This window comes from Lederbergia galactosidilytica (genome assembly GCF_017873565.1).
Taxonomy (GTDB): Bacteria; Bacillota; Bacilli; order Bacillales; family Bacillaceae_C; genus Lederbergia; species Lederbergia galactosidilytica.
Genome location: NZ_JAGGKH010000002.1, coordinates 67,253 through 92,594, shown reverse-complemented (window position 1 = coordinate 92,594; position 25,342 = coordinate 67,253). Strand labels below are relative to the sequence as shown.

The following is a 25,342-nucleotide window of genomic DNA, read 5'->3' as shown; positions in this document are numbered from 1 at the left end:
CGAAAGCCATGAACACATGTTGAAACTTAAAAGAGAGGGGCTTCCCCTCTTTTTTTTAATAAAGAGAACGAATTTTGATTTGATTGAGGACTTTAGCATAGTTTCAATCAAACTCTAATGCTTGTGTTAGGACGCTTGTTTTCAAGTAAAGATCATTGTCCCGTTGTCTCAGCAGTAATTCCATGATAAAAAGTCAAGCTTTCTTGAGAATGACAGATTATTGTTTAGCTGCATATGATAAAATGAATTATTTTGCTGAATAAAACAAGATTAGACAAAAAATTTATAAAACCTCATCTATAATAGATTAAAAATAAGGCTGAGGAGTGAAGGGATCATGAGAATTTATTTGATTTATTTAATAGAAGATGAATTTGCCGAATATTTCTATGGACGAGAAAGCAAGATTGTCGAATTGTTCAGAGCAGAAAAACAATCAAATGGCGATTTATTAGAAGCTATTAGAAACCAAATTAAATACATAACGAGACCATTGCCTTATTTAGATCTACATAAACATTTATCACATTCAGTGGAAAATAGAGAGTTTTTTATCAAGGGAAAAACATATTGTAAAGAATCTTCCCATAAAAAAGATAGAGCAGAATTATCTATTGAAGAACGCTTTTTACAATTAAAAGCTTGGGGTGGTTATGATAGCGAATCCAGCTTTTTTGAAGCATTACGCAAATTTGATGGTAGGTTTTTAGCAATGGACATGAAACATAACCATTATGGATGGGTAAAACCTATTAAAGAGAGAAAATATGTATGAAAATGGTTGCCCAATATTGTATAATAATCAAGGATTTAGTAAACTGAATGATAGACAACTTGAAGGAGGATCACACATATGTGGTGGCAATTTGTGCTAACAGGCTTTCTATGCCTACTGGGTGGACTAGCCCTTGGCTTTTTCATAGCCCGAAAATATATGATGGATTATCTTAAGAAAAATCCACCAATCAATGAACAAATGCTTAAAATGATGATGATGCAAATGGGAATGAAACCATCCCAAAAGAAAATCAATCAAATGATGGCAGCGATGAATAAGCAGATGGATAAATAAACGTTGAGATAACAACGTTTCTAATCACTTTAAGAACTTGTCCAGCCGATTAACAATAACCATTTGATTAATTTTTCTTAACAATTATATCAATAATATGGTTGATTTTTCACAAACCACTTTTTCTGTTAAAGATGAAGCAGAAGGAGTGGTTTTTTGTGTTTTTAAGTATATTTTGGTTATTTTTTCTTCCTAATTTCTCGTCTGAAAAGTTAGGCAAAGGTGGTGGTAATTCATGTTATTAGAAGAAGTTTTGATAGAGTACATGTATCATTGCCAAGCAAGAAATTCCGCAGGTGAGTCATCAGGCAATTTTCGCTTTCCGGATTCGTTCATTCCTCGGATAATCTCAACAACAGCCTGTATAAGTTGCATTTGTAGAATGAAATTCCAATACTCTTAATAGCGTTGGCGTATATTTTCTAAGTAAATAAAATCGTTATTTGCAATAAGTCTAAATAATCATAGTCGGCAGGACGTGCAAGCTCCTGACCTTCTTTTATCGAAGAGACAAAAAAGTCCATTCGATAACGGATTCTAAAACCTAAGTAACGTCTAATTTTTCCTGTTTTGCCTTGATCAAAGCTTGTCTCATGTTCGTAAAGTGTATAACTTTCTCATTCAGTTTTTTACCGTTTTGTTACTAAATTTCCTCTTAATCCTTATGGCCTTTTGTTAACAGACTAAGTATTTGTCTGTCATGAATTTCAAAAGCTTTATCCGTTAACTCCTGAGTAAGATGTTATAAATAGACGGTTAATATTGAATATCGTTTATTTTCTTGAAAATTATGGAATGCGTAAGGGTCATATCTTGAACCTAAGAGATAGTTGTAACAGGCGATTGCGAGCAAATGGATAATTTGCACTGTTTCTAATTCCATTCCTCGTATGTGTTCGAGTCGTTCTATTACTTTCAGAAAAGCTTCGGGTGAAGGATGACCCGGTGGCTCCTTTAACCAACTCAATATATTTATAATTCTAACTCCTGATTTGATAAAGTATAGTAGGTTACTAGTACCCACTCATCCTTAGGAATTTGCATAAGTGCCTGTCGCTGTTCTGATGTAAGCAATTCCCTACCTCTCGCAATTTTCATTTGATACCATCTTATTTCTGTAATTTTTCAATTTATTAGTCTAATTATATTATCTATAGAGTGTACTCTATTGATACAAGTGTAGGTCACTGATAAACTCATAGTTAAGAGCGCCTCATAAGCTTTGTCTCAATAATAAGGTGATATTTTGCGAAAATCGGTTATATACGTGTCCGTTCGACTAGCAAGAATCTTTCAAGGCAATTTTAGCAACCGAACGAAATTAGAATGGCTATTATTTTTGAAGAAAAGGTTTCCGGAGCAACAAAAGATCGTGAGCAACTTCAAAAAATGTTAGAGGATATACAAGAAGGTGACATCATTTATGTTACGGACTTAACTCGGATTATTCGTAGTACACAAGATTAATTTGAATTAATCGATAACATACGGAGTAAAAAGACAAATTTAAAATCCTTAAAAGATAGATGGCTAGATTTATCAGAAGATAATCCCTGCAGCCAATTCTTCATTACGATTATGGTGGTGTAAACCAATTAGAATGTGATCTTATCCGTATGCGGCAGCGTGAAGGGATTGAACTGGCTAAGAAAGAAGGAAAGTTTAAAGGTCGGTTAAAGAAGTACCATAAAAATCATGCAGGAATGTATTATGCAGTAAAACTTTATAAAGAGGGAGATATGACTGTAAATCAAATTTGTGAAATTACAAATGTGTCTAGGGCATCATTATATAGAAGCTATCGGATAGGAACAATTGAGGAGTTATACCAAAAATCGGAAATGTATAATAGAAAATAAATTTCATATAGAGGTGGAATTATATGCCAAAAATTGACAATATGTTAGCAATTCTATGGATGCTTCGTTCAGGTGAAAAAATTACTGCAAAACAAATTTCGGAAAAGTTAGAGATGAATATAAGGACTGTGTATCGTTATATTGATTCAATTTCAACAAGTGGCGTACCTATAATTTCAGAACCAGGACATAACGGTGGATACACTTTATTGAACAATTTTATTGAGGCTCCTCTTTTTTTTGATTTCGAGGAGCAAACTTCACTGTTTCACGCCGCTGTTTTTGCGGAAGAAGCCGGATATTATGGAGGTGAAGCACTAAATAGGGCCATTTCAAAACTAAGTAAATACTCAAATCAAGAGCAGGAAACAAAGATAAACCAACATTTAACTAGTCTTGAAGTAATAAGTCGATTAAGTTCACGCTCTATAGAACCTTTTTTAAAGGAGTTGGAGCAGGCCGTAACTGACGGATACTCAGTAAAAATTCTTTACCATAAAAGTGGAAAAAAGCAATTAAATTATAGATTGATTGATCCGTACAGAATTATCTATTGGAATAATAAGTGGTATGTGATTGGATTTTGTCATCTTAGGAATGATATCCGCAGTTTTAGAGTAGATCGAATTGATAATCTAATGCTAACCGAAAATAAGTTTAACCGGCCAGAAAATTTTTCAGCACGTGACTTTTTTATAAAAAATCTTCTTCCAACTATAGAAGATAAGGAAGGGATTATTTCTCTGGTTATTAATGGGGATAAAAATGTATTGGCTGATATTTGCCAACATTGGTTTTTAGGACATTATTTACAAGAACGGACTTCAAATCAAGCAGTTTTTCTTCTCGAAAAAGATATAATACATACATATGTACCTTATTTACTTTTACCTTACAATAAATCTCTTAAAGTTATTGAGCCAATAAGTCTTAAGAAAAGACTTATTGAAGTTCTGTCGGAATTAATAAAATTTCATCAAGTATGATAACTTCCCTGACGTTAACTGTCAGGGAAGTTATCTTATAATAGCTATATCAATTGGGATTGGAGTGTTATTGGATGCAAACAAAAAAAGTTTTTCTATATGTATTTAATACAATGTCGGACTGGGAATATGGATATTTAATTGCTGAACTAAACTCAGGAAGATATTTCAAAAAAGATTTAGTACCTTTAAAAGTAATGACAGTAGGAGCTAATAAAGAAATGATTACTACTATGGGAGGATTGAGCATAAAACCAGATATTACCCTTGATGAATGTACTCTTGAGAGTAAAGATCTTATAATTTTACCAGGAGGGACTACTTGGAGTGAAGAAATTCATCAACCTATTTTGGAAAGAATTGGCCAAGCTTTAAAGCTTGGTACTATTGTTGCTGCAATTTGCGGTGCAACTGAGGCTTTAGCGAATATGGGATGCTTAGATTCTAGAAAACACACAAGCAATGACTTAGAGTATATTAAAATGGTCTGTCCTAATTATAAAGGAGAAAAATTTTATGAGATGAGACCTGCGGTATCTGATAAGAATTTGATTACTGCATCAGGAGTAGCACCTCTGGAATTTACGATGGAAGTACTGAAAAAATTAGATGTATTTGCACCCGACACATTACAGTCATGGTATAACCTAAATAAGACTCATAAACCTGAATACTTCTTCCAGTTAATGAATTCAATAAATAGCTAAGATAAAAAATCAACTTAGCAGTTTTATATTAGTCAAATAAATAATGAAGTAACTGAAAAGCTCACTTTCTCTATTTTGTTTTGCAGAGAAGTCGGGCTTTTTAATTTGGAATTTCCTTATCATTGTAAACCCGCATTTTCCTGACGGTACCCAAAAATAAAAATTGATTATGAAAAGATTGAGAGATTGACTAAAAGAAACTGATCGTTAGACTGGACTCTAACTTGCGAAATGGATACAGGTTTGTATTTAGATCAAGAGTTATTGGAATTAAGTCAAGATCAGATAGATACAGTTTTTGCTGGGTATTATGAAGAAAATGCAAATGGAAACTTTTATGAAATGAAAAAAGTAGTATTGGCTAAAATCGATGAAAAATGGAAAGAGGTACTAAGTGATTGCTTTGATTTGTATGAACAAGGTAAAATATATAGCTACCATCCCATTCCTAATTAGGATTATTGGGGGCACATTACTAAATTTGCAGATAGTGATTTAAGCTACTTAAAGAGTGGGAAGGGAAAATTTTAGAGGAAAAAGAAAAGATGTTAATAATAATCACAAAAGGCAATGAGAAGGAAATATCTCAATCCCAAAAAATTTCAAGGTTTGAATTATATAGTCCTAACTAATCCTCAAACGGATGTATACACAATCAAACTGGAGGTTTCGGTAAGGTTAATTTCTATGCTCCAAATCTACTGGAGCTGTAATTAAATAAATGTAAAACCACATACAACTAAGGTGTCGTTATAATTTATTCGATACCTAGTTTCTTCATTAATATATCTTCTAAATATATCTACCTCATAAACTTTGGAGCTTTCTTATAGGATGAATGCCATAAATAAACAGATGGATAAGTAAACGTTGAGATCAATGCTCTAATCCTTGCTACAAAGTGAGCCACAATGATTTAACCACTACAGGTTAATATCTCATATAGTTTGATGAAAATGAGTTGATTAATCATTAAAAATCGCTTTTCTGATTATCCGTCAGAAAAGCAGTTTTTTTGCATTTAAGAAGTGAAGTCATTTGGGGAGGGGAATTCACTGGAGGGAGCTGTAGGATTGTAGGTGAACCAAATTAAGGATTACTGTACACGCACGGTATGAGAAGAAATTCTGGCGGTAATAGGGGGGACAATACACCTTCATGATTTTTGGGGCTAAGCGAGAATATAGAACGGTTTCAAATGTCTTTATTTTTTTGTTTCTATAGATAACGATTTCATTACTGAGTGTGATAGGAGAAACAAGGAAACTAAGTCAAGTATATATGTCCAAATTGATCATAAAATATATAAAATGGAGGGATCAATATGAAGAAAATAAAATACTGGATCGATTGTAGGTTTAGGGGAAAACACAGATATTCCTATTATACAGGTAAATGTATAGTTTGTGGCAAAGCCAGAGATTAACTTTTTTATTTTCCAAGTCTTGACCCAAAGGAATTTTATCGTAAAATTTAGGAAACGCCGAAAGCCTTGATACGGATGAGATTTTTAAGCAATTTGGACATGTTAAATAATAATCGTGAGATATGCTGACATTAAATAGAATAATTAGGGTTTAGGATGAATGTTACTGTAGAATGGTATGAAAGGAATAGAATATTCTCAAAGAGGGGCATGGATATTGTAGCAACTCGTAATTTGCATCATTGCGCAGGAATGGATCTTTCTTATTCCACAAGGATGAAGATTAGCGGTTTGAGGAAATTATGGATCCTCAGAGTGGTGGAGCAATTTTAATGCGAAGCCACAGTAAATACAATGGGATTATATACTTTAATCCTGATAGGTGGAATGCTAAATTTTCGTATTAGGATTTTATCTAGTTTTATCATCAGATTACGTTGCTTGAATTGATAGGACTTTTCGGAGATTAGTGTAAGAGCTCGGGAGATGAGGAAGCTTGCCGCACGGACTCCCTACAGCGGAAATTAAAAGTAATTTTATAAGATTCCTATTACTATCACGTAGGTATAACATTTTAAGCTAGTGGATAATTTCTAATATGGTGTGTGCTTTGACCGGTCAACATCGATTAATCTGTTCCTTTAATGCGGATGAACAGGAAGTTAATAGGTACGGATTCCACCGTACATGGATGGAATAGTCGACAACACCAAAGGAAGTTGCATTTTTGTTTGATGTTCATTATTTTGTAACGAATAGCTTTTTTCTTATCATGTTCATAGCAACTTGGTGCCTATAGGGTTAATTATTTGTTAGAATGGGATTAAATCAATATAGGAGTTGCATGCAATGTCTGGTGATATTAATTTATTTTTAGCCTTTGGGGCGGGTTTTTTGAGCTTTATTTCACCATGTTGTCTACCTTTATACCCTGCCTTTTTATCGTATATTACGGGGATGTCTGTCAGTGAAATAAAAAGTGAAAATGCGATGTTTAAGCGCAGAAGCATGTTACATACGCTCTTTTTCCTGCTAGGTTTTTCTATTATTTTCATCGTTTTAGGTTTTAGTACTACGTTTATCGGCCATTTTTTCATCCAGTATCAAGATCTTATTAGAAGAATCGGCTCGATATTTATTGTATTTTTTGGCTTGGTGATTACAGGGATCATTTCATTTGATTTTATGATGAAAGAGAGACGTTTTGAATTTAAAAATCGTCCAGCTGGTTATCTTGGTTCTACCTTGATTGGAATGGCGTTCGCAGCTGGTTGGACACCTTGTACTGGACCGATTTTGATGGTTGTACTAGGCTTGATAGCTTCAAATCCGGGAGCGGGAGTTATCTATATGATCGCTTATACATTAGGATTCGCGATTCCATTCTTCATCCTTTCCTTCTTTATTGGTCGCATGAATTGGATTCGTAAACATAATGTGAAAATCATGAAAATTGGTGGAATTATTATGATTTTAGTGGGCATCTTGCTCTTTTTTGATGGATTGACTTTTATTATCGGGATTTTCCAGTTACTATTTGGAGACTTTATTGGTTTTTAAGTGAAAAAGTAGAAATAAAAATAGGTTTTAATCTATATGATTGAAACCTATTTTTCCATTCTCCAAGGAAACAATTTTATTCAAAAAGATGTTCATAAGGAGAAATATCAATATTTAATTGCTCTAGTTTCTTCCGCAAAAATTTATGGTCACGTTTAGGTGTAGCGAGAATATAACCTCTTATTAATACATCTAAATCGATCTTTTTCACCTTTTCTTTCAAAGCCAATTCCCCAATTTTCCCAGCGATTTTTTGCCTAGCAACATCGCGAAATAATTCGGGCACAGGACTGACTAATTCATCGAGTAGAGCTCTATTATCTGGTGTCCATAGTTTTTTAGTTTTTTTAACGAAATATTCTTCCCAGTCCATATCAGATTTTCCGTCTTCCTTAGGCAAACGTTTAAGGAACTTTCTAAACATAAAAAATCCGCCAATCCCCATAATAGTGATTAGGAACACAACCCAGAATAGGATAAGCCACAAAAACCAACCGTGAAGCATGTTTTCACCCCTTACAAGCGTATAGCGTAGTACATTACATCATTCTATTAATTATAACGAATATAAAATTATAAAAACAAGCACTTAGGTTGTTTGTCATAATAAATTCTTAATTCTACTTGATCTTCGAATAAGGAGAAACGTAAAATGGATATAGGGTGGTGATCCAAATGGAGAAGACATATTATATAGCAACCTTGGTTTTTGCCTGGTTTATCACTGTAAGCTTATTTGTCTTTTCATTTTTTGCTTTTAAACTTACGTATTATTTTTTTGGAGTTCTTATTCTATTGATTTGTATAGCAGCAACTATGGTAAACATTTTACTCTTTCGCAATATAAAAAAACAGCCACAAAAAGAATAGTCAGCATAAAAGAACTCCAACTTGTATCTGGAAATAACAGCAAGTTGGAGTTTGAATTTTTCACAAGACATTTGGCCAGTGTAAACCCTTGCATGGTGTCCACTTCTTGAGAGGTTTATTGCCTGCATACACTTTTCTGAAAAAATATGGTTATTGTTTGATAAAGGAACTAAATAAGGAAAATAGTCCTTTTAGGATAATAGCTGCCGCGAAAAGTAAAATCAATATTACGGACATTGTCATGAGGATACTAGCTACAGGGCCGAGCATACCTGATACATTTGGCACAAATAGCAATCCGATTACAGCAAACCCAGCTAATATACTAGAAAAATACATTGGGATTTTACTTTCGAGAAAAGTCATATTGATCCCTCCTTATTCTAAATTACGTTTAAAAGGATATCTTGGTGTCGGCGTGAAGAACGCTTTTGCCAAAATAGGAGCTTACACTAACTATATCGAGTGATGAATACCCTGCCACTATTTTGAATTGATAAACAGTAATCATAATGTGAAATAGGATTGTAAAGAAATGAACATTGGTTTGTTACTGCCTTGTTATAATCCTCTGTTAGGATAAGACATGTTGGTTCGAATTGGACTGACGAAAAGGAGGATATAAATATGAAAAAGTCTTTAATCGCTATGGCAGCCGCCATTACTGTAACAGGCATTGGAGTAAATAGTGTTTCTGCGGCTACATACAAAGTCCAAGAAGGTGACAGCTTATGGAGTATTTCACATAATGAAGGGACGACAGTCGATCATTTAAAAGAGCTAAATAATTTATCATCCGACATTATTCTACCTAATCAAACATTAGCATTAGATGCTCAAGGAGCAGAGGAAATATATAAAGTTAAGGCCGGAGATTCACTTTGGGACATTGCCCGCGCCTATAATGTAACGATTAAACAATTAAAAGAGTGGAATAAACTTGATTCAGAAACGATTCATCCTGGACAAGAACTTCATATACAAGTGAAAAATAAAGTCGGAGACAAGAGTGAGCCACAATCAGAAACAACCCAAACAACTGCTCCTGTTCAATCAGTAAAAGCTCAACCAGTACAAACGAATGATGAACAAGCAGGAAAAGAAATGACAGTAACGGCCACAGCTTATACAGCTTCTTGTAATGGTTGTTCAGGAGTTACAGCAACAGGCATTGATTTGAATAAAAATCCTAATCAAAAAGTAATTGCTGTTGACCCTAAAGTTATTCCATTGGGCTCAAAAGTACATGTTGAAGGATATGGTACCGCCATTGCAGGTGATACTGGGGGCGCTATTAAAGGAAATAAAATTGATTTATTTATGCCATCTAAATCCGATGCATCTAAATTCGGTGTTCGCTCTGTAAAAATAAAAATACTTAATTAAACCTACAGCTTATCTAAGTGAATTTACCTTCACTTAGATAGGCTTTTTTGTTTCATTTAGACATTCGATGGGTATTCTAAAAAAAAGGAGGTTAACTTATGGATACTTCTAAAGTGGTGGGTGTATTTGACAATGAAGATGAAGTCATTGAAGAAATAAAAAAGTATGAAGAAAAAGGCGTAGCAAGGGATAATTTTTCCGTACTTGCTAAAGATGATAAGAAAACAGAGTATTTAACGGAGAAAATGAATGTAGATGATGAAGATTCAAGTGGACCATTTGGATTTTTAAGTGGCTTTTTAGCTGGTGCTGGTCCGGCTGCCGGAATTCCCACGGGAACTGGTACTGGCACAGGCTGGACATCTGGTGCTGGTGTTTTAGCTATAGGACCCATTGTGACTAGACTCCAAGAAGGGGCCACATATGATTGGGGTAATAACTTATCTGATGAGTTTATTGAAGAACTTGATCGTGGTAAAATTCTTTTATTATTAAAGGAATAAAAATTTTAGAAGATCACAAAATAGACCTTCCTTCCAATAAGAAGGGGGGTCTATTTGCTCGTTAAGAGATCATTTGAAATCATTGCTTTTTTGAATAACTTTGTTTAGAGTAAAGTAAGTTATTTCTTATGAAATTTTTATAAGTGGACAAAATACCGCTTTATAGTTCTGTTTTTAACAACATGTTACTTTCATTTAAATTACGAACTATGATAAGGAGAATACTTGGTTGAACAAAGTTTATAAAAAGAAAAAAAAGACAAAGCAATCATTTAGAAGGAGAATTGTGTTACTGGTTGTCCTGATCCCTTTCACCTTATTTTTTGCAATGATTTTTTATATTGGTCATTTGTTTAGCGAAAACAATCAAAGGATTGAGCAACCACTTATACCAGAAGAATTTATTCCAATTTATAAAGCGGCTGAGGAGGAGTTCGGTGTTCCTTGGTATTTATTAGCTGCTCATCATAGAGTAGAAACAATTTTTTCTACTATGGATCCTATGCTATCACCTGCGGGTGCTGAAGGACCGATGCAATTTATGCCATGTACATTTGTTGGTTGGGCTCATCCAAGTTGTGATGGTCTGGGGGAGGGAGATATCCCGGAAAAAGACAAAGTAGATCCCAATATTATAAAAAAGTATAACGGTTATGGTATAGATGCGAATGGTGATGGAAAAGCAGATCCCTGGGATATAGAAGATGCGATTTTTAGTGCAGCTAATTTTTTAGCCCATTCAGGAGCTGCAAAGGGAGAATTTGAAAAGGCGATTTTTACTTATAATCATAGTGACCAATATGTTGAAGATGTACTTTACTACATGAATTTATATGAAGAAAAATATAAGGCGGAAGATAATGAGCAACCATAAAAAAACCAGGAGCTTAATAACTCCTGGTTTTTTTGTCTACTTAGGCATTGTCTCTTCCCTTAGATACAGCTCCGAGAATTAAACTCATAATAAAGACAAGAATCAATGATCCGATTAAGGCTGGTACGATCGCCATTCCGGCCACCTGTGGTCCCCAGTCTCCAAGCAAAGCTCCACCAATCCAAGCCCCAATAATACCAGCGATTATATTTCCAATGATCCCTCCTGGGATATTCCTTCCAAGGATTAGGCTTGCAATCCAACCGATAATCCCACCGATAATAAGATATAAAAGAAAGCTCATTATATTCATCTCCTTTGAAATGTTAGTTATAATTAAGAACTTGTTTTTATTATTACCGAAAAGGTTGATGATAAACATATTGGAAGAATTTGAAAATAATCTTCCTTTTTAATGTAGGTCTTAACTCCTTAACTCTCAGCCATTAATATAGATAAATTTATAGTATTCCCAAAATAATCATTTTTATTTCATTCCCAACTCTTTTTTGATATGATGAACAATGGCTTGGATATTAACAATTTTATGAAGTCATAAGTTTTATTTATTGAAAACCATAACTTTCTTAATATTTACTTATAACAATAATTATTATAAGATAATATTGAGGAAAAATTGGAGGTTGGAAACCTATTTATACAAGTAGGTTTGGTAATTTGGAAATGGGGGTATTCTTGTGGGAAAACAATCGAAAAATGATGTTTTTAAAGCGCGTTCTTCCTTTGAATTAAATGGTAAACGGTATAATTATTACCGGTTATCAGCTTTAGATGAAGCTGGTGTGGCAAAAGTAGGCAGATTACCTTACTCTATTAAGGTATTGTTAGAATCTGTACTTCGCCAAATGGATGGACGAGTAATCAAACAATCACATGTAGAAGATCTAGCAAAATGGTCTGAAGAAAGCGAAGTTACAGGAGAAGTTCCATTTAAACCATCCCGTGTTATTTTGCAAGATTTTACTGGAGTTCCAGCTGTAGTGGACCTTGCTTCACTTAGAAAAGCAATGTCTGATATGGGCGGGGATGCTGAAAAGATTAATCCTGAAATTCCCGTAGATCTTGTTATTGACCACTCTGTACAGGTAGACTCTTATGGAACACCTGAAGCGTTACAAACAAATATGGACTTTGAATTCGAAAGAAATGCTGAGCGGTATGAATTTTTAAGCTGGGCACAAAAAGCATTTGAAAACTACCGAGCTGTACCACCTGCTACAGGTATTGTTCACCAAGTGAATCTTGAGTATCTTGCAAATGTTGTACATGCTATTGAAACACCAGATGGAGATTTTGATGCATATCCAGATACGCTCGTCGGAACAGACTCACATACAACTATGATAAATGGCGTTGGTGTACTTGGTTGGGGTGTAGGCGGAATTGAGGCTGAAGCAGGAATGCTTGGTCAACCATCTTATTTTCCAATTCCAGAAGTGGTTGGAGTCAAATTAACTGGTGAGTTACCAAATGGAGCAACAGCAACTGATTTGGCCTTAAAAGTTACGCAGGTCCTTCGTTCACATGGGGTTGTTGGGAAATTTGTTGAATTTTATGGCCCTGGAGTATCTAGTTTACCATTAGCAGATCGTGCAACTATTGCTAATATGGCTCCAGAATATGGTGCTACATGTGGATTTTTCCCTGTAGATGATGAAACTTTAAATTATTTACGTCTTACTGGTCGCCCTGAAGAGCAAATTCAACTTGTTGAAACATACTTAAAAGAAAATGATATGTTTTTCACAGTTGATAAGGAAGACCCAGTATACAAAGATATTGTAGAATTGGACCTATCGGAAATCGAAGCGAATCTTTCAGGACCAAAACGACCTCAAGATTTGATTCCGCTATCGAAGATGAAAACTTCTTTTGAGGATGCACTTCAGGCTCCTGCCGGAAATCAAGGCTTTGGTTTAACTGCGAAAGAAATTGATAAAGAAGCAACAGTTAAATTTAATAATGGCGATGAAGTTACAATGAAGACAGGTGCCGTAGCCATCGCGGCGATTACAAGTTGTACAAATACGTCAAATCCATACGTGATGCTTGGTGCAGGATTACTTGCGAAAAAAGCGGTTGAAAAAGGTTTGGAAGTACCGAAGTATGTCAAAACATCTCTAGCTCCTGGTTCCAAAGTTGTAACTGGTTACTTACGTGATGCTGGCCTAATGCCGTTTCTGTCAAAATTAGGTTTCGACCTAGTAGGTTACGGATGTACAACCTGTATCGGAAATTCAGGACCTTTGAAAGAAGAAATTGAAAAGACAATTATGGATAGTGATTTACTTGTTACTTCTGTTCTATCAGGAAACCGTAACTTTGAAGGACGCATTCACCCACTTGTGAGAGGGAACTATCTAGCTTCACCTCCACTTGTTGTGGCATATGCACTTGCAGGTACGGTTGATATTGATCTTAATAATGAACCACTTGGAAAAGATCAAGATGGAAATGATGTGTTCATGAAAGATATTTGGCCATCAAAAGAGGAAATAGCTGAAGCTGTACGTAATACCGTTACACCAGAACTATTCCGTAAAGAATATGAACATGTTTTCGATGATAACAAGCGTTGGAATGAAATTAAAACAAGCAATGATCCACTCTATAAATGGAATAATGATTCAACTTACATCCAAAATCCGCCATTCTTTGAAGATTTGTCTAATGACTTAGAGACAGTTCAACCACTTACAGGATTAAGAGTTGTTGGCAAATTTGGAGATTCCGTTACAACGGATCATATCTCTCCAGCCGGAGCAATTGGTAAAGATACACCAGCTGGAAAATATTTAATAGAAAAAGGTGTAAAACCACGTGATTTTAACTCTTATGGTTCTCGTCGTGGTAACCATGAAGTTATGATGCGCGGAACATTTGCTAATATTCGCATCCGTAACCAAATTGCTCCAGGTACAGAAGGTGGATTTACAACTTATTGGCCTACAGATGAGATTATGCCCATTTATGATGCATGCATGCGTTACAAAGAAGATGATACTGGTTTAGTTGTTCTTGCTGGAAAGGATTATGGGATGGGTTCATCTCGTGACTGGGCAGCAAAAGGAACGAACCTCTTAGGTATTAAAACTGTTATTGCTGAAAGTTTTGAAAGAATTCACCGCTCGAACTTAGCTATGATGGGTGTGTTACCATTACAGTTCAAAAAGGGTGAAAACGCGGAAACTTTGGGCTTAACTGGAAAAGAAGTTATCAATGTGCATGTTGATGAAACAGTAAAACCACGTGATACTATCAAAGTCACAGCTGTTGCCGAAGATGGAACGAAGAAAGATTTTGAAGCATTGGTTCGCTTTGATTCGGAAGTAGAAATTGACTACTACCGTAATGGAGGCATTCTACAGCTCGTTCTTCGTGGGAAGCTTGCATAATATTTAGGATCTCGCTAAAAACGGTCCACGCCCTGTGGGCAGTGCGGAATTCAGGAGGTCCTGCATTGGAAAACACTTTGCCATTAATTAGGCAAAGTGTTTTCTTTTACTTAAGAATAGGTAAGAACAAAATTCGCTAATATTGGCTAGTTCAAGTGCTCAGTGATGTGCAAACTTTTCTTTTCTACCTGTGTAAGTCAATATTTTCTCATTTCAAGCTCATGGAGCTATCTTATCTAGACCGCCCTCCCTGTATGCAAGGTGAATATTCCTTTTCTATACAAAAAAGTTTGAAAATTTGGTTTAGTCAGTCGCCTTTTGGTAAATAGTATCAATAGTACATTGTGAAGGAGTGATACATAATGAGAAAAATGCATAGAAAAACTTTCTTAGATCTTGTACAAGAAAATAAACAAGCGTTAATAAATGATTCTAAAGCACTTGAGAAGATAGAAACCAAATTGGAAGAAAAGCACACAAAAAGAGCATAAATAATTCTCATAAATCTCCCCCTTTTCGCTAAAGATATGATGGAAAGGGGGAGAAAAAATGAGTAAACCAAAACATAGCCAACAGAACTTTACCCCAGATCATCTTGGAGAAAAAAGTGTGGCAATTGATGCAAATAAAGGGAAAAAGATGGCCAATAAAACAAATAAAAGTCCTGATGTAATACAAACTAAAGGGGAATAATATTACATTGAGAGAAAGGGTGTTTTATTATGGCAAACGATAAATACCAACCTAAACCTGATGATCGTAGTGATAATGTGGAGAAATTACAAGAAATGATCCACAATACCATCGACAATATGGAAGAAGCGGAAGAGACAATGGAATTCTCCGATGGTGAACAAAGGGAGAATATATCCAGAAAAAATGAAAAAAGACGACAAAGTCTCGAAGGCATGCGAGAAGAATTAAAAGATGAAGCGGCAGCCCAAGATAATCAATATGAGTAAAAAAAAAGAAACCGGCTTATAGGCCGGTTTCTTTTTTTAGCTAGAAGCATTAATTTAAGTCCATATTCTTTTTAGAAAATGAAGCAATGTGATAGAATGAACATAAGAAAAAAGAAGGTGATAGCATATGTTTGTGTCAGAAACTAATTTAGAGGTTCGATATGCAGAAACAGATCAAATGGGCATCGTATACCATGCAAATTATCTTGTGTGGATGGAAATTGGAAGAACAAAATTAATTGAGGATTTAGGATTCCGTTATACAGAAATGGAAGAGGACGGAATTTTAGCTCCGGTCGTTGACATTCAAGTGTCCTATCATAAGCCTGTTAAATATGGTCAACCAGTAAAAATAAGAACATGGATTGAAGAATATAATGGGCTTAGGACAACTTATGGGTATGAAATTTATACAAACGATAGGGATTTGGCCGTAACTGGCTTTTCAAAACATGTATGTGTGAAGAAAGAGAGTTTTAAACCTGTTTCCCTCCGTAAGCTTTATCCAGATTGGCACACTACTTATTTGAAAGCAAAAAAAGATTCTGAACTAGAAGGAAATCAATAAATGGCTTTTGGAATAACCAAAACCGAATTAAATAACTGGAAACAGGCAATTGATCAAGGACAAATAGCGTTTTTAACACATTATTGGCTAGATGATCGCTTTCCTGATTGTAATTCTGTTACAAAAGTCGGGTGCTGTGATCTAGCGAAACTGGCTAAGTGGGGCAAAAAATATCAATTAAAAGAAAGATGGATTCATCATCGTAGAGATGGTTATTCTCATTTTGATTTGCTTGGGGATAAACAGCTAGAGGTATTGGCAAAAGAAGGTTTGCTTGATCAAGTAAAAGGAAAAATACAAATAGAATAATACATGAGTGGAGGTCTTAGAAATGGAGATAAAATTAACCGATAAAGCGGCAGAATGGTTTGAATCGGAAATGTTTTTACATACAGGTGACTATGTACGTTTCTATGTTCGATATGGTGGATCAAGCCCTATCCAACAAGGGTTTTCTTTAGGAGTGAATAAGGAAGAGCCCATGGATCCAGGTATTGAAATGGAGAAAAACGGGATAACCTATTTTATCGAAATGCGTGATATATGGTATTTTGATAACTATGATCTAATTGTTGATTATGATGAAAAGCAAGATGAACCAATATATAATTATCAATGAAATGGAAGAAAATACTCAGGGACAAATAGAGAAATAGAAGTCAGTCAACCATGACCACAAGTCTTACTGAGTTACCCATTAGTTATAAAGTTTCTAAATAAAACAGCGCTTATCTGATTAATGCAGATAAGCGCTGCTTTATTTAGGAAACATGAATTGCTTTAAATCCCTTCGAGTATAATGAGTAAAGCCTTCTTTTTTTGCGTCATCAATAGGATAAACTCGATAATTTTTAAATTGTGTACTTGAAGTGTACGTGGGATGGAAATCAACATCTTTTATCTTTGTGTAGCTACCTTTACCATCTATTTTTTTTCTGAGTGAAACTTCTATCATTCCGCCAAGGTCCTTATAGGGATTCTCTGTTTTCTGGCCAGAGATAAAATTCCCTAAGGAATAGACCACAAGTCCTTTTTCACCGTTAGGTTTATCAATCCATTCAATTGGTTGTAAGACATGAGGATGATGACCAAAAATAATATCAGCTCCAGCCTCAATAAATTGGTGAGCTAACTCTTTCTGCGTTTGATTAGGTGTTCTTGCATATTCGTCACCCCAATGTAAAGCAAGTAATACGATATCTGACTCTTCCTTAGCTTTGTCAATATCTTGAAGGACTTGCTTTGGCTCTAACATACTCACCAAATAATCTTTATCCGCCGGAATAGGAACACCGTTTGTTCCATAGGAGTAAGCTAAAACAGCGAGTTTAATTCCATTTACGTTGGCAATACGTATTGTGTTTTTGTCTTCTGGACTTTTAAAGGTCCCTGTGTATGGTAGATCTTTTTCTTCGTAATAACCTATGGCACTTAAAATTCCGTTTTCTCCCTTATCCAACATATGGTTATTTGCAGTTGTGACCATATCGACACCGGCATTCATTAGAGCGTCAACAATTTCATGAGGACTATTAAAACTAGGGTAACTTGAAATTCCTAACTCAGTACCACCTGGGATAGATTCTTGATTGGCAATTAAGAAATCAGGCTTGTTTAGCAATGAATAAACGGGTTTAAACAAATGATCAAAATTATATTGATCATCCACTGTCAAAGCTTCATTATAAACTGTGTCATGGATTAAAATATCACCAATTCCTGCAATGACAGCTTCTGTTTCAAAGTGTTTAGGAGTATGTTGGAGTGTATTCTCAGCATTTAGCATTATTTTCTGGTTAGAAGGAAAAATTAATGTTTGCAAGAGCAATAAACCAATAATACCGATCAATAAAAAAGCAAGAGAGATCATCCACTTGAATATTTTGTTTCTTGTCAAATCTCTCCCCCCTCTGCCAGTTTATTATTTTTGGTAATGAGTCTAGGTTTTGATTTTGAAGAAATAAAGATTGAATCAACATTGTTCTCATCAATATCTCATCTTATAGCCATTTCACCTTAGGTTCTGTTTTATCTCGAATTCTTATGATGTTGGCTCGATGTCGAATAATAACGAAAGCTGCTAAAAGTATAACGACAAGAAATAAAAGGTAATCCTGGGTAAACAGCATCTTGATTAATGCATATATAATCGCGAAAATTGCTACAATAATCGAAGACAAAGAAACATATTTTGAAATCTTTAGGCTAATTAAAAAGACAATTACTAATGATATAAATAGAATTGCATCATAGCCTAATAAAATTCCTCCAGATGTTGCAACAGCTTTCCCTCCACGAAACTTAGCGAAAATAGGGAACATATGACCAATAACAGCAAAGATTCCAGGGATTAATGAATGAAGATCAATTGCAAACATCATTGGTAAAAAAATCGTTACCGTTCCTTTTAAAATATCCGCTAAAATAACGACTGTTCCGGCTTTTTTTCCTAAAGTTCGAAATGAATTTGTTGCTCCAAGATTACCACTTCCATGTTCTCGGATATCTATTCCATAAAATACTTTACCAACAATCAAGCCGGAAGGGATGGACCCAATTAAATAGGCCACTAAAAGTATGAATACATATTGCATAGGCATAGCTCCTTTTAAAGTGCGTCAAATGTGTCCAGATGGGACAACCACTGCTCACTTATTGTACCATGAAGAAACTGTAAATGAAAAAACAATTTTCCGTTAGCAACCTTCTTTCAGACGCTTTCACTTGAATCTTTCTCGGGATTAAATTAACATTTAAGTAGTACTAATGCTGAGGAGGTTGTGTATGTCCATTCAGAATCCAGATCGTGGACAAATTGCTGAAATTCTTCATAATGCGAAAAGAATTGCCGTTGTTGGTTTAAGTAACCAACCAAATCGAACATCCTATTCGGTAGCCAAAGCTATGAAAGATTCTGGTTATGAAATCATTCCAGTCAATCCCACAGTAGACGAGGTCTTTGGTATAAAAGCGGTTCCTTCCTTAAAGGAAATCAATGGACATGTTGACATTGTAAATATTTTTAGACGGCCGGAACATTTGCCAGAACTTGCAAGAGACTTTTCTGAGATTAATGCAGACGTATTTTGGGCCCAACTCGGTATTGAAAACCAAGAAGCTTATGACTTTTTAACAGAAAAAGGATATACTGTTATCATGAATCGCTGTATAAAAGTGGAGCATGCAATGACGAAAGAAAAATAAGCGCAAAGTGGCGCTTATTTTTCTTTTACATAAAGTAAATCATTGAATACTAACAGCTATTTGCCAAAATCGATCATTCAGTTATATTATAAGACATATGTGCTATATTATGATACGATAGATAAGGGAACGTATGTTTTGTTAAGGGGTATGAAAGTAGATACCTCCACGATTTTCTTATTTGTGCCGTTTTGAAAGGGGAATATTGTATGACCAAGCTTAATAATAAAGAGTTTGCATATAATGATGATTCTATACAAGTATTAGAAGGCCTAGAAGCCGTTAGAAAACGTCCAGGAATGTATATTGGTTCAACTGATGCACGAGGACTGCATCATCTTGTTTATGAGATCGTGGACAATTCCGTCGATGAGGCATTAGCCGGCTATGGAAATGAAATTATAATCACACTTCATCGTGATCAGAGTGTCAGTGTAGAGGATAAAGGTCGGGGAATGCCAACAGGGATTCACCATACGGGAAGACCAACAACAGAAGTCATTCTTACAGTTCTGCATGCTGGAGGGAAATTTGGACAAGGTGGTTATAAAACAAGTGGAGGACTTCATGGAGTAGGTGCTTCTGTGGTAAATGCCTTATCAGAATGGTTAATCGTAACTATTAAACGGGATGGATTTATTTATGAACAAAAGTTCCATCAAGGCGGTAAACCGGAAACAACGTTAGAAAAATTAGGACCCACCAAACAAAATGGAACGAAAATCCAGTTTAAACCAGATCCAAGTATTTTTAGTGTAACCGAATTTAATTATGATACTTTATGTGAAAGGTTGAGAGAATCGGCCTTCTTATTAAAGGGTTTGAAAATTGAAATCATTGATCAACGTTTTGATCAAAAAGATGTTTTTTTGTATGAGAATGGAATTGAAGCTTTTGTTGAATATTTAAATGAGGAAAAAGACAGTTTGCATCCTGTTGCCTATTTTGAAGGTGAAGCGAATGAAATTGAAGTAGAATTTTCGTTTCAATTCAATGATGGATTTTCCGAAAATATGCTATCATTTGTCAATAATGTAAGAACAAAGGATGGGGGCACTCATGAAGCAGGAGCTAGGGCTGCCATGACAAGAGTGTTCAATGATTATGCTAGAAAAACGGGCTTATTGAAAGAAAAAGACAAAAATCTTGAAGGATCAGATATACGAGAAGGATTGGCTGCCATTATTTCAGTTAAAGTTCCAGAAGGAAAACTTCAGTTTGAGGGGCAAACAAAAGGGAAACTTGGAACTGCAGAAGCTAGATCAGCGGTGGATACTGTTATATCAGAACATTTATCCTATTTTTTAGCAGAAAACCATGATGTAAGTTCATTATTAACTAAAAAAGCGATAAAAGCTTTTCAAGCAAGAGAAGCGGCTCGGAAAGCTCGCGAGGAAGCGCGTAGCGGAAAAAAACGCCGTAAGACGGAAACAATCCTTTCTGGAAAGTTAACACCAGCTCAATCCCGTAATCCACAAAAGAACGAGCTTTATTTAGTTGAGGGGGATTCAGCAGGTGGTTCGGCTAAACAAGGTCGGGATCGTAAGTTTCAAGCTGTTCTTCCTTTACGCGGAAAAGTTATCAACACAGAAAAAGCTAAGCTACAGGATATATTTAAAAATGAAGAGATTAATACAATTATTCATACGATTGGTGCCGGTGTCGGACCGGATTTTAATTTAGAAGATGTAAATTACGATAAAGTCGTCATTATGACGGATGCTGATACAGATGGAGCCCATATCCAAGTATTATTACTAACATTCTTCTATCGTTATATGAAACCATTAATGGAAGCAGGTAAAGTGTTCATTGCTCTTCCACCCCTTTATAAAGTAAGTAAAGGTAGCGGAAAAAAAGAAAAGATTGAATATGCTTGGACAGATGAAGAATTGGATAGTGTGATCCAAAAGGTTGGAAAAGGTTATATGTTGCAAAGATATAAGGGTCTTGGTGAAATGAATGCAGATCAATTATGGGAAACAACGATGAATCCAGATACGAGAACGCTAATTCGCGTGCGGATTGATGATATTGCTCGGGCTGAAAGAAGAGTAACAACATTGATGGGTGACAAAGTAGAACCACGTCGAAAATGGATTGAAAATAATGTTCAGTTTGGTTTAGAAGAAGACCATAGTATCTTAGAAAATGATAATTTGATGGTAGATGGAGGCCCTGGTTTATCGTGAGTATTCAAGAAAAATTTCAAGATTTAGCTTTAGAAGAAGTCATTGGCGACCGCTTTGGTAGATATAGTAAATATATTATTCAAGACCGAGCATTACCGGATGCAAGGGATGGATTAAAACCAGTTCAACGACGTATTTTGTATGCCATGCATATGGAAGGTAATACATCTGAAAAAGGCTTTCGGAAATCAGCTAAAACAGTCGGAAATGTTATTGGTAATTACCATCCACATGGCGATACTTCAGTCTATGATGCGATGGTGAGAATGAGCCAATCATGGAAAGTTCGCAATATGCTCGTTGATATGCATGGAAACAATGGAAGTATTGATGGAGACCCTGCTGCTGCAATGCGTTATACAGAAGCAAGATTATCAAAAGTTTCTTCAGAGCTTTTAAGAGATATTGAAAAACGAACAGTTGATTTTGTTCCTAATTTTGATGATACCTCTTCAGAACCGATTGTCCTCCCAGCTCGTTTTCCCAATTTACTTGTCAATGGGTCTACTGGAATTTCTGCCGGTTATGCTACAGATATCCCACCACATCATCTAGGTGAAGTGATTGATGCAGTTATCATGCGCATGGAAAAGCCGACCTCTCAGGTCGAAGATTTAATGAAAGCTATCAAAGGCCCTGATTTCCCAACTGGCGGGATTATTCAGGGGGTTGATGGTATTAAGAAGGCCTATGAAACAGGTCGAGGAAGAGTGATCGTGCGAGCGAAAACTGAGATTGAAACCATCAGGGGAGGAAAGGAACAGATTGTTGTTACAGAAATCCCTTATGATGTAAATAAAGCTAGTCTTGTCAAGAGAATGGATGAGTTTCGTATTGATCGCAAACTTGAAGGAATCGCCGAGGTCCGGGATGAAACAGATCGAACCGGATTAAGAATTGTAATAGAATTAAAAAAAGAAGCCGATTCCGAGAGTGTTTTAAATTACTTATTCAAAAATAGTGATTTACAGGTGAATTACAACTTCAATATGGTAGCAATTGATCAGCGTCGCCCTAAATTAATGGGACTATGTGATTTGTTAGATGCTTATATTGCCCATCAAAAGGAAGTCATTACTAATCGCTCTCGATTCGATCTTGAAAAAGCCAAGGAAAGACATCATATTGTCGAAGGACTAATGAAGGCACTTTCCGTATTAGATGAAGTGATCGCGACCATTAGAGCTTCTAATGATAAACGAAATGCGAAGGATAATTTAATCGCTAAATTCTCTTTTACTGAAAAACAGGCAGAAGCTATTGTTTCATTGCAACTTTATCGCTTAACGAATACCGATGTCACGGCTTTACAAGCTGAGGCAGAAGAGCTACTACAAACGATCAGTAAGTTATCTGCTATTCTTGCTAGTGAGCAAAAATTATTATCGGTAATCAAAAAGGAATTAAAAGAAATTAAAAAGAAGTATCAAGATGAGCGACGAACAGTTATTGAAGAAAAGATTTCTGAGATTAAAATAAATCTAGAAGTGATGATCCCTAGTGAAGATGTGATCGCAACTGTGACTAGAGAAGGTTATATTAAACGAACGAGTCTCCGTTCTTTCGCTGCTTCCAATGGTCAAGATCTAGCTATGAAAGAAACAGATCGACTTTTATTGCAAGAGGAAGTAAATACAACAGATACATTATTACTCTTTACGAATAAAGGGAATTATTTATTTTTCCCTGTTCATGAATTGCCTGATATTAGGTGGAAAGACATGGGGCAGCACATTGCTTCTCTTATCCCAATTGAACGCGATGAAGAAATACTTAAAGTTATTCATGTGAAAGAATTTGAGGAAGCAACCAATCTTGTGTTTGTGACGAAAAATGGGATGGTAAAGAAAAGTTCCCTTGCATCCTATAAAGCGATGCGTTATTCAAGACCACTTGTTGCCATTAATATAAGGGAGGGAGACGAGTTAATTGAGATCTTTTTAACGGATGGCCAGCAAGACCTTATCTTTGCGACACACTTAGGTTATGTTCTTTGGTATCCCGAATCTGAGGTAGGCATTGTTGGGCCAAGAGCGGCAGGAGTTAAAGCGATTAGTTTAAAAGAAGGTGACTTCGTCGTTGGAGCTGATCATACTTCAACAGATCGTTCGCCATCTGAACAAGCAATCTGTGTTGTCACTCAGCGAGGAGCAATTAAGAAAATGCGCCTAGCCGAGTTTGAGCGGGCCACAAGAGCCAAACGAGGTCTAATTACATTGAGAGAATTAAAAAATAACCCCCATCGTTTGATTGGCATGAAGATCGTAGATGATCGAGACGAACTTATTATTAGGACAGAGAATGGAAAAGAAGAAATAATCTCAGTATCTACCCTGAGGTATAATGATCGGTATTCAAATGGATCGTTTGTCATTGATGAGAAAACAGATGGAAAAGCCAATCTTCTTTATAAAAAAACCAGCTCCAAGGACGATTAGTATCCTGGGAATTTTAAGACATCAAGTACATTATAATTAAGTGTGCTTGATGTCTTTTTTCTATTGATAAATAGATCAGGAAAAGATAAGTAAAAAAAGATATTTTTTCAAGAAAGTTATAAATATACTATTGTATTTATTTTTATTCACAGTATAATAATAAATATCCAATAAAGTTCAAGATTATCAAGATAAAGACACAGATTAGCTGAATATAAACATTGTAAGTTATACTTTAAATATACAGTTGCGGACGAATTTATAGGAGTGAAACTAATGAAAATAGGAATTGTGGGTGCGACAGGTTATGGAGGAGCAGAATTATTAAGGATATTGCAGGCACATCCAGAATTCTCGATTACATCTTTATACACCTCATCACAACAGGGGAAAAACATAGACGAACATTATGCCCATTTAACTGGGTTATTCCCACAAAAGTTAGAAGAGATAAATCCCAAAAAAATGGCGGAAGAAACAGATCTTATCTTTTTAGCTACACCATCAGGAATTTCTTCTAAATTAGCCCCAGAGCTTGTAGAGCAAGGCTGTTCAGTCATTGACTTATCTGGAGATTTCCGTATTAAAAATCAAATGAAATATGAACAATGGTACAAGAAAAAAGCAGCTGATCGATTTTGGCTAGAAGAGGCCATCTATTCTTTACCAGAACTGAATCGAGAAAAAGTAAAGGGTGCAAAATTCATTTCAAATCCAGGGTGTTATCCTACTGCTACCTTATTGGGGCTCGCGCCATTAGTGAAGAAAGGGTTACTAACGGAGAATTCAATCATCATCGATGCTAAATCTGGTGTTTCTGGTGCAGGGCAATCAGCGAGCTTAGCCACCATCTACAGTGAATTAAATGAAAATTTAAAAGTTTATAAAGTAAATCAACATCAACACATACCAGAAATTGAACAAATGTTAGAAAGTTTAGGTTATGTAGCTCCTATTACATTTCAAACACATTTAATACCGATGACAAGAGGAATTATGGCGACGATATACGGAAATATAGATACCAACATAACGAAGGAAGAAATATGGGATATTTACCAACAATCCTATTCAGATGAGCCCTTTATTAGATTGAGAAAGTTAGGTAATTTCCCGACAACAAAAGAAGTGGCGGGTTCTAACTATTGCGATATCGGACTAGATTTTGATGAACGAACTTCCAGGGTAACGATTGTCTCAGTGATTGATAATTTAATGAAAGGAGCTGCTAGTCAAGCAGTTCAGAATGCAAATATTATGTTCGGGTTTGATGAAACATTGGGACTTCAATTCAGTCCTGTATATCCATAGATCAGTTT

27 protein-coding genes and 2 pseudogenes are annotated in these 25,342 nt (G+C 35.5%); 22 read left to right on the top strand and 7 right to left on the bottom strand.

Annotated elements, in window-relative coordinates:
• The first annotated feature begins 337 nt into the window (after positions 1 to 337).
• Together sirA and J2Z23_RS02350 are read left to right on the top strand one after the other, a co-directional pair.
• On the top strand, positions 338 to 775 hold the full coding sequence (gene sirA / locus J2Z23_RS02355; RefSeq protein ID WP_057988924.1) for a sporulation inhibitor of replication protein SirA: 438 nt from the start codon (positions 338 to 340) through the stop codon (positions 773 to 775).
• 78 nt (positions 776 to 853) lie between these two features.
• Positions 854 to 1,072 carry a YneF family protein gene (locus J2Z23_RS02350; protein WP_057988922.1) on the top strand — a complete coding sequence of 73 codons (219 nt, stop codon included), beginning with the start codon at positions 854 to 856 and terminating at the stop codon, positions 1,070 to 1,072.
• A 284-nt stretch (positions 1,073 to 1,356) separates the two neighbouring features.
• Here J2Z23_RS02350 and J2Z23_RS02345 read toward each other — a convergent pair.
• Both J2Z23_RS02345 and J2Z23_RS22155 read right to left on the bottom strand, forming a co-directional pair.
• Positions 1,357 to 2,042 (bottom strand): annotated as a pseudogene (locus tag J2Z23_RS02345) (Tn3 family transposase); the annotation flags it as partial.
• A 2-nt stretch (positions 2,043 to 2,044) separates the two neighbouring features.
• Complete coding sequence (locus J2Z23_RS22155; RefSeq protein ID WP_165589666.1) at positions 2,045 to 2,170, bottom strand: DUF4158 domain-containing protein; 126 nt, start codon at positions 2,168 to 2,170, stop codon at positions 2,045 to 2,047.
• 156 nt (positions 2,171 to 2,326) lie between these two features.
• Here J2Z23_RS22155 and J2Z23_RS02340 point away from each other — a divergent pair.
• The 5 genes and pseudogenes from J2Z23_RS02340 to J2Z23_RS02320 all read left to right on the top strand — a co-directional run bounded on the left by J2Z23_RS02340 (position 2,327) and on the right by J2Z23_RS02320 (position 7,610).
• A pseudogene (locus J2Z23_RS02340) lies at positions 2,327 to 2,891 on the top strand (recombinase family protein).
• Positions 2,892 to 2,954: 63 nt separating this feature from the next.
• Complete coding sequence (locus tag J2Z23_RS02335) at positions 2,955 to 3,917, top strand: helix-turn-helix transcriptional regulator (RefSeq protein ID WP_057988920.1); 963 nt, start codon at positions 2,955 to 2,957, stop codon at positions 3,915 to 3,917.
• Positions 3,918 to 3,991: 74 nt separating this feature from the next.
• Entirely contained in the window at positions 3,992 to 4,624 is a 633-nt protein-coding gene (locus tag J2Z23_RS02330) for a type 1 glutamine amidotransferase family protein (protein ID WP_057988918.1), read from the top strand.
• Between the two features lie 231 nt (positions 4,625 to 4,855).
• On the top strand, positions 4,856 to 5,080 hold the full coding sequence (locus J2Z23_RS02325; protein ID WP_128738525.1) for a hypothetical protein: 225 nt from the start codon (positions 4,856 to 4,858) through the stop codon (positions 5,078 to 5,080).
• Positions 5,081 to 6,899: 1,819 nt separating this feature from the next.
• On the top strand, positions 6,900 to 7,610 hold the full coding sequence (locus J2Z23_RS02320) for a cytochrome c biogenesis CcdA family protein (RefSeq protein WP_057988913.1): 711 nt from the start codon (positions 6,900 to 6,902) through the stop codon (positions 7,608 to 7,610).
• 76 nt (positions 7,611 to 7,686) lie between these two features.
• Here the strand turns inward: J2Z23_RS02320 and J2Z23_RS02315 are convergent, their stop codons facing one another.
• Entirely contained in the window at positions 7,687 to 8,115 is a 429-nt protein-coding gene (locus tag J2Z23_RS02315; RefSeq protein ID WP_057988911.1) for a DUF2621 domain-containing protein, read from the bottom strand.
• A gap of 170 nt (positions 8,116 to 8,285) precedes the next feature.
• On the opposite strand from J2Z23_RS02315, the gene J2Z23_RS02310 reads away from it, so the two are divergent.
• Complete coding sequence (locus J2Z23_RS02310; RefSeq protein WP_057988910.1) at positions 8,286 to 8,480, top strand: hypothetical protein; 195 nt, start codon at positions 8,286 to 8,288, stop codon at positions 8,478 to 8,480.
• 150 nt (positions 8,481 to 8,630) lie between these two features.
• On the opposite strand, the gene J2Z23_RS02305 is transcribed toward J2Z23_RS02310, so the two are convergent.
• On the bottom strand, positions 8,631 to 8,846 hold the full coding sequence (locus J2Z23_RS02305) for a hypothetical protein (RefSeq protein WP_128738527.1): 216 nt from the start codon (positions 8,844 to 8,846) through the stop codon (positions 8,631 to 8,633).
• Between the two features lie 261 nt (positions 8,847 to 9,107).
• Here J2Z23_RS02305 and J2Z23_RS02300 point away from each other — a divergent pair, with 261 nt between their 5' ends.
• The 3 genes from J2Z23_RS02300 to J2Z23_RS02290 all read left to right on the top strand — a co-directional run bounded on the left by J2Z23_RS02300 (position 9,108) and on the right by J2Z23_RS02290 (position 11,243).
• Positions 9,108 to 9,866 (top strand): 3D domain-containing protein, encoded by a 759-nt coding sequence (locus tag J2Z23_RS02300; protein ID WP_057988906.1) that lies wholly within the window; start codon positions 9,108 to 9,110, stop codon positions 9,864 to 9,866.
• Between the two features lie 98 nt (positions 9,867 to 9,964).
• The gene (locus J2Z23_RS02295) at positions 9,965 to 10,369 is read left to right on the top strand and encodes a general stress protein (protein WP_057988905.1); all 405 of its coding nucleotides are present in this window, start codon (positions 9,965 to 9,967) and stop codon (positions 10,367 to 10,369) included.
• 229 nt (positions 10,370 to 10,598) lie between these two features.
• Positions 10,599 to 11,243, top strand: a complete 645-nt coding sequence (locus J2Z23_RS02290; RefSeq protein WP_057988902.1) for a lytic transglycosylase domain-containing protein — start codon at positions 10,599 to 10,601, stop codon at positions 11,241 to 11,243.
• 40 nt (positions 11,244 to 11,283) lie between these two features.
• On the opposite strand, the gene J2Z23_RS02285 is transcribed toward J2Z23_RS02290, so the two are convergent.
• Positions 11,284 to 11,547: a GlsB/YeaQ/YmgE family stress response membrane protein gene (locus J2Z23_RS02285; protein ID WP_057988901.1), complete on the bottom strand. Its 264-nt coding sequence runs from the start codon at positions 11,545 to 11,547 to the stop codon at positions 11,284 to 11,286.
• Between the two features lie 394 nt (positions 11,548 to 11,941).
• Between J2Z23_RS02285 and acnA the strand changes: the two genes are divergently transcribed.
• The 7 genes from acnA (at position 11,942) to J2Z23_RS02250 (ending at position 16,808) form a co-directional block, all read left to right on the top strand.
• Entirely contained in the window at positions 11,942 to 14,659 is a 2,718-nt protein-coding gene (gene acnA, locus J2Z23_RS02280; RefSeq protein WP_057988899.1) for an aconitate hydratase AcnA, read from the top strand.
• Between the two features lie 362 nt (positions 14,660 to 15,021).
• Positions 15,022 to 15,150: an FbpB family small basic protein gene (locus tag J2Z23_RS02275; protein WP_082881278.1), complete on the top strand. Its 129-nt coding sequence runs from the start codon at positions 15,022 to 15,024 to the stop codon at positions 15,148 to 15,150.
• Positions 15,151 to 15,208: 58 nt separating this feature from the next.
• Complete coding sequence (locus J2Z23_RS02270) at positions 15,209 to 15,352, top strand: acid-soluble spore protein N (RefSeq protein WP_057988897.1); 144 nt, start codon at positions 15,209 to 15,211, stop codon at positions 15,350 to 15,352.
• Positions 15,353 to 15,381: 29 nt separating this feature from the next.
• Positions 15,382 to 15,621 (top strand): small acid-soluble spore protein Tlp, encoded by a 240-nt coding sequence (gene tlp / locus J2Z23_RS02265; protein ID WP_057988895.1) that lies wholly within the window; start codon positions 15,382 to 15,384, stop codon positions 15,619 to 15,621.
• 127 nt (positions 15,622 to 15,748) lie between these two features.
• Positions 15,749 to 16,189: an acyl-CoA thioesterase gene (locus tag J2Z23_RS02260; protein ID WP_057988893.1), complete on the top strand. Its 441-nt coding sequence runs from the start codon at positions 15,749 to 15,751 to the stop codon at positions 16,187 to 16,189.
• Entirely contained in the window at positions 16,190 to 16,498 is a 309-nt protein-coding gene (locus J2Z23_RS02255; RefSeq protein ID WP_057988891.1) for a hypothetical protein, read from the top strand.
• A 22-nt stretch (positions 16,499 to 16,520) separates the two neighbouring features.
• Complete coding sequence (locus tag J2Z23_RS02250; RefSeq protein WP_057988889.1) at positions 16,521 to 16,808, top strand: HesB/YadR/YfhF family protein; 288 nt, start codon at positions 16,521 to 16,523, stop codon at positions 16,806 to 16,808.
• Between the two features lie 138 nt (positions 16,809 to 16,946).
• On the opposite strand, the gene J2Z23_RS02245 is transcribed toward J2Z23_RS02250, so the two are convergent.
• Positions 16,947 to 18,086 carry a CapA family protein gene (locus J2Z23_RS02245; RefSeq protein ID WP_238482576.1) on the bottom strand — a complete coding sequence of 380 codons (1,140 nt, stop codon included), beginning with the start codon at positions 18,084 to 18,086 and terminating at the stop codon, positions 16,947 to 16,949.
• Between the two features lie 103 nt (positions 18,087 to 18,189).
• Positions 18,190 to 18,783, bottom strand: a complete 594-nt coding sequence (gene plsY / locus J2Z23_RS02240) for a glycerol-3-phosphate 1-O-acyltransferase PlsY (RefSeq protein WP_057988887.1) — start codon at positions 18,781 to 18,783, stop codon at positions 18,190 to 18,192.
• 190 nt (positions 18,784 to 18,973) lie between these two features.
• Here plsY and J2Z23_RS02235 point away from each other — a divergent pair, with 190 nt between their 5' ends.
• The 4 genes from J2Z23_RS02235 (at position 18,974) to argC (ending at position 25,334) form a co-directional block, all read left to right on the top strand.
• Positions 18,974 to 19,393 carry a CoA-binding protein gene (locus tag J2Z23_RS02235; protein WP_057988885.1) on the top strand — a complete coding sequence of 140 codons (420 nt, stop codon included), beginning with the start codon at positions 18,974 to 18,976 and terminating at the stop codon, positions 19,391 to 19,393.
• A gap of 209 nt (positions 19,394 to 19,602) precedes the next feature.
• Positions 19,603 to 21,585: a DNA topoisomerase IV subunit B gene (parE, locus tag J2Z23_RS02230; protein ID WP_057988883.1), complete on the top strand. Its 1,983-nt coding sequence runs from the start codon at positions 19,603 to 19,605 to the stop codon at positions 21,583 to 21,585.
• A complete protein-coding gene (gene parC, locus J2Z23_RS02225; protein ID WP_057988881.1) occupies positions 21,582 to 24,023 on the top strand; it encodes a DNA topoisomerase IV subunit A in 2,442 nt (813 codons plus the stop codon). Before parE ends, parC begins: the two co-directional genes overlap by 4 nt.
• Before the next feature lie 276 nt (positions 24,024 to 24,299).
• Positions 24,300 to 25,334 carry an N-acetyl-gamma-glutamyl-phosphate reductase gene (gene argC, locus J2Z23_RS02220; protein WP_057988879.1) on the top strand — a complete coding sequence of 345 codons (1,035 nt, stop codon included), beginning with the start codon at positions 24,300 to 24,302 and terminating at the stop codon, positions 25,332 to 25,334.
• Positions 25,335 to 25,342: the final 8 nt, after the last annotated feature.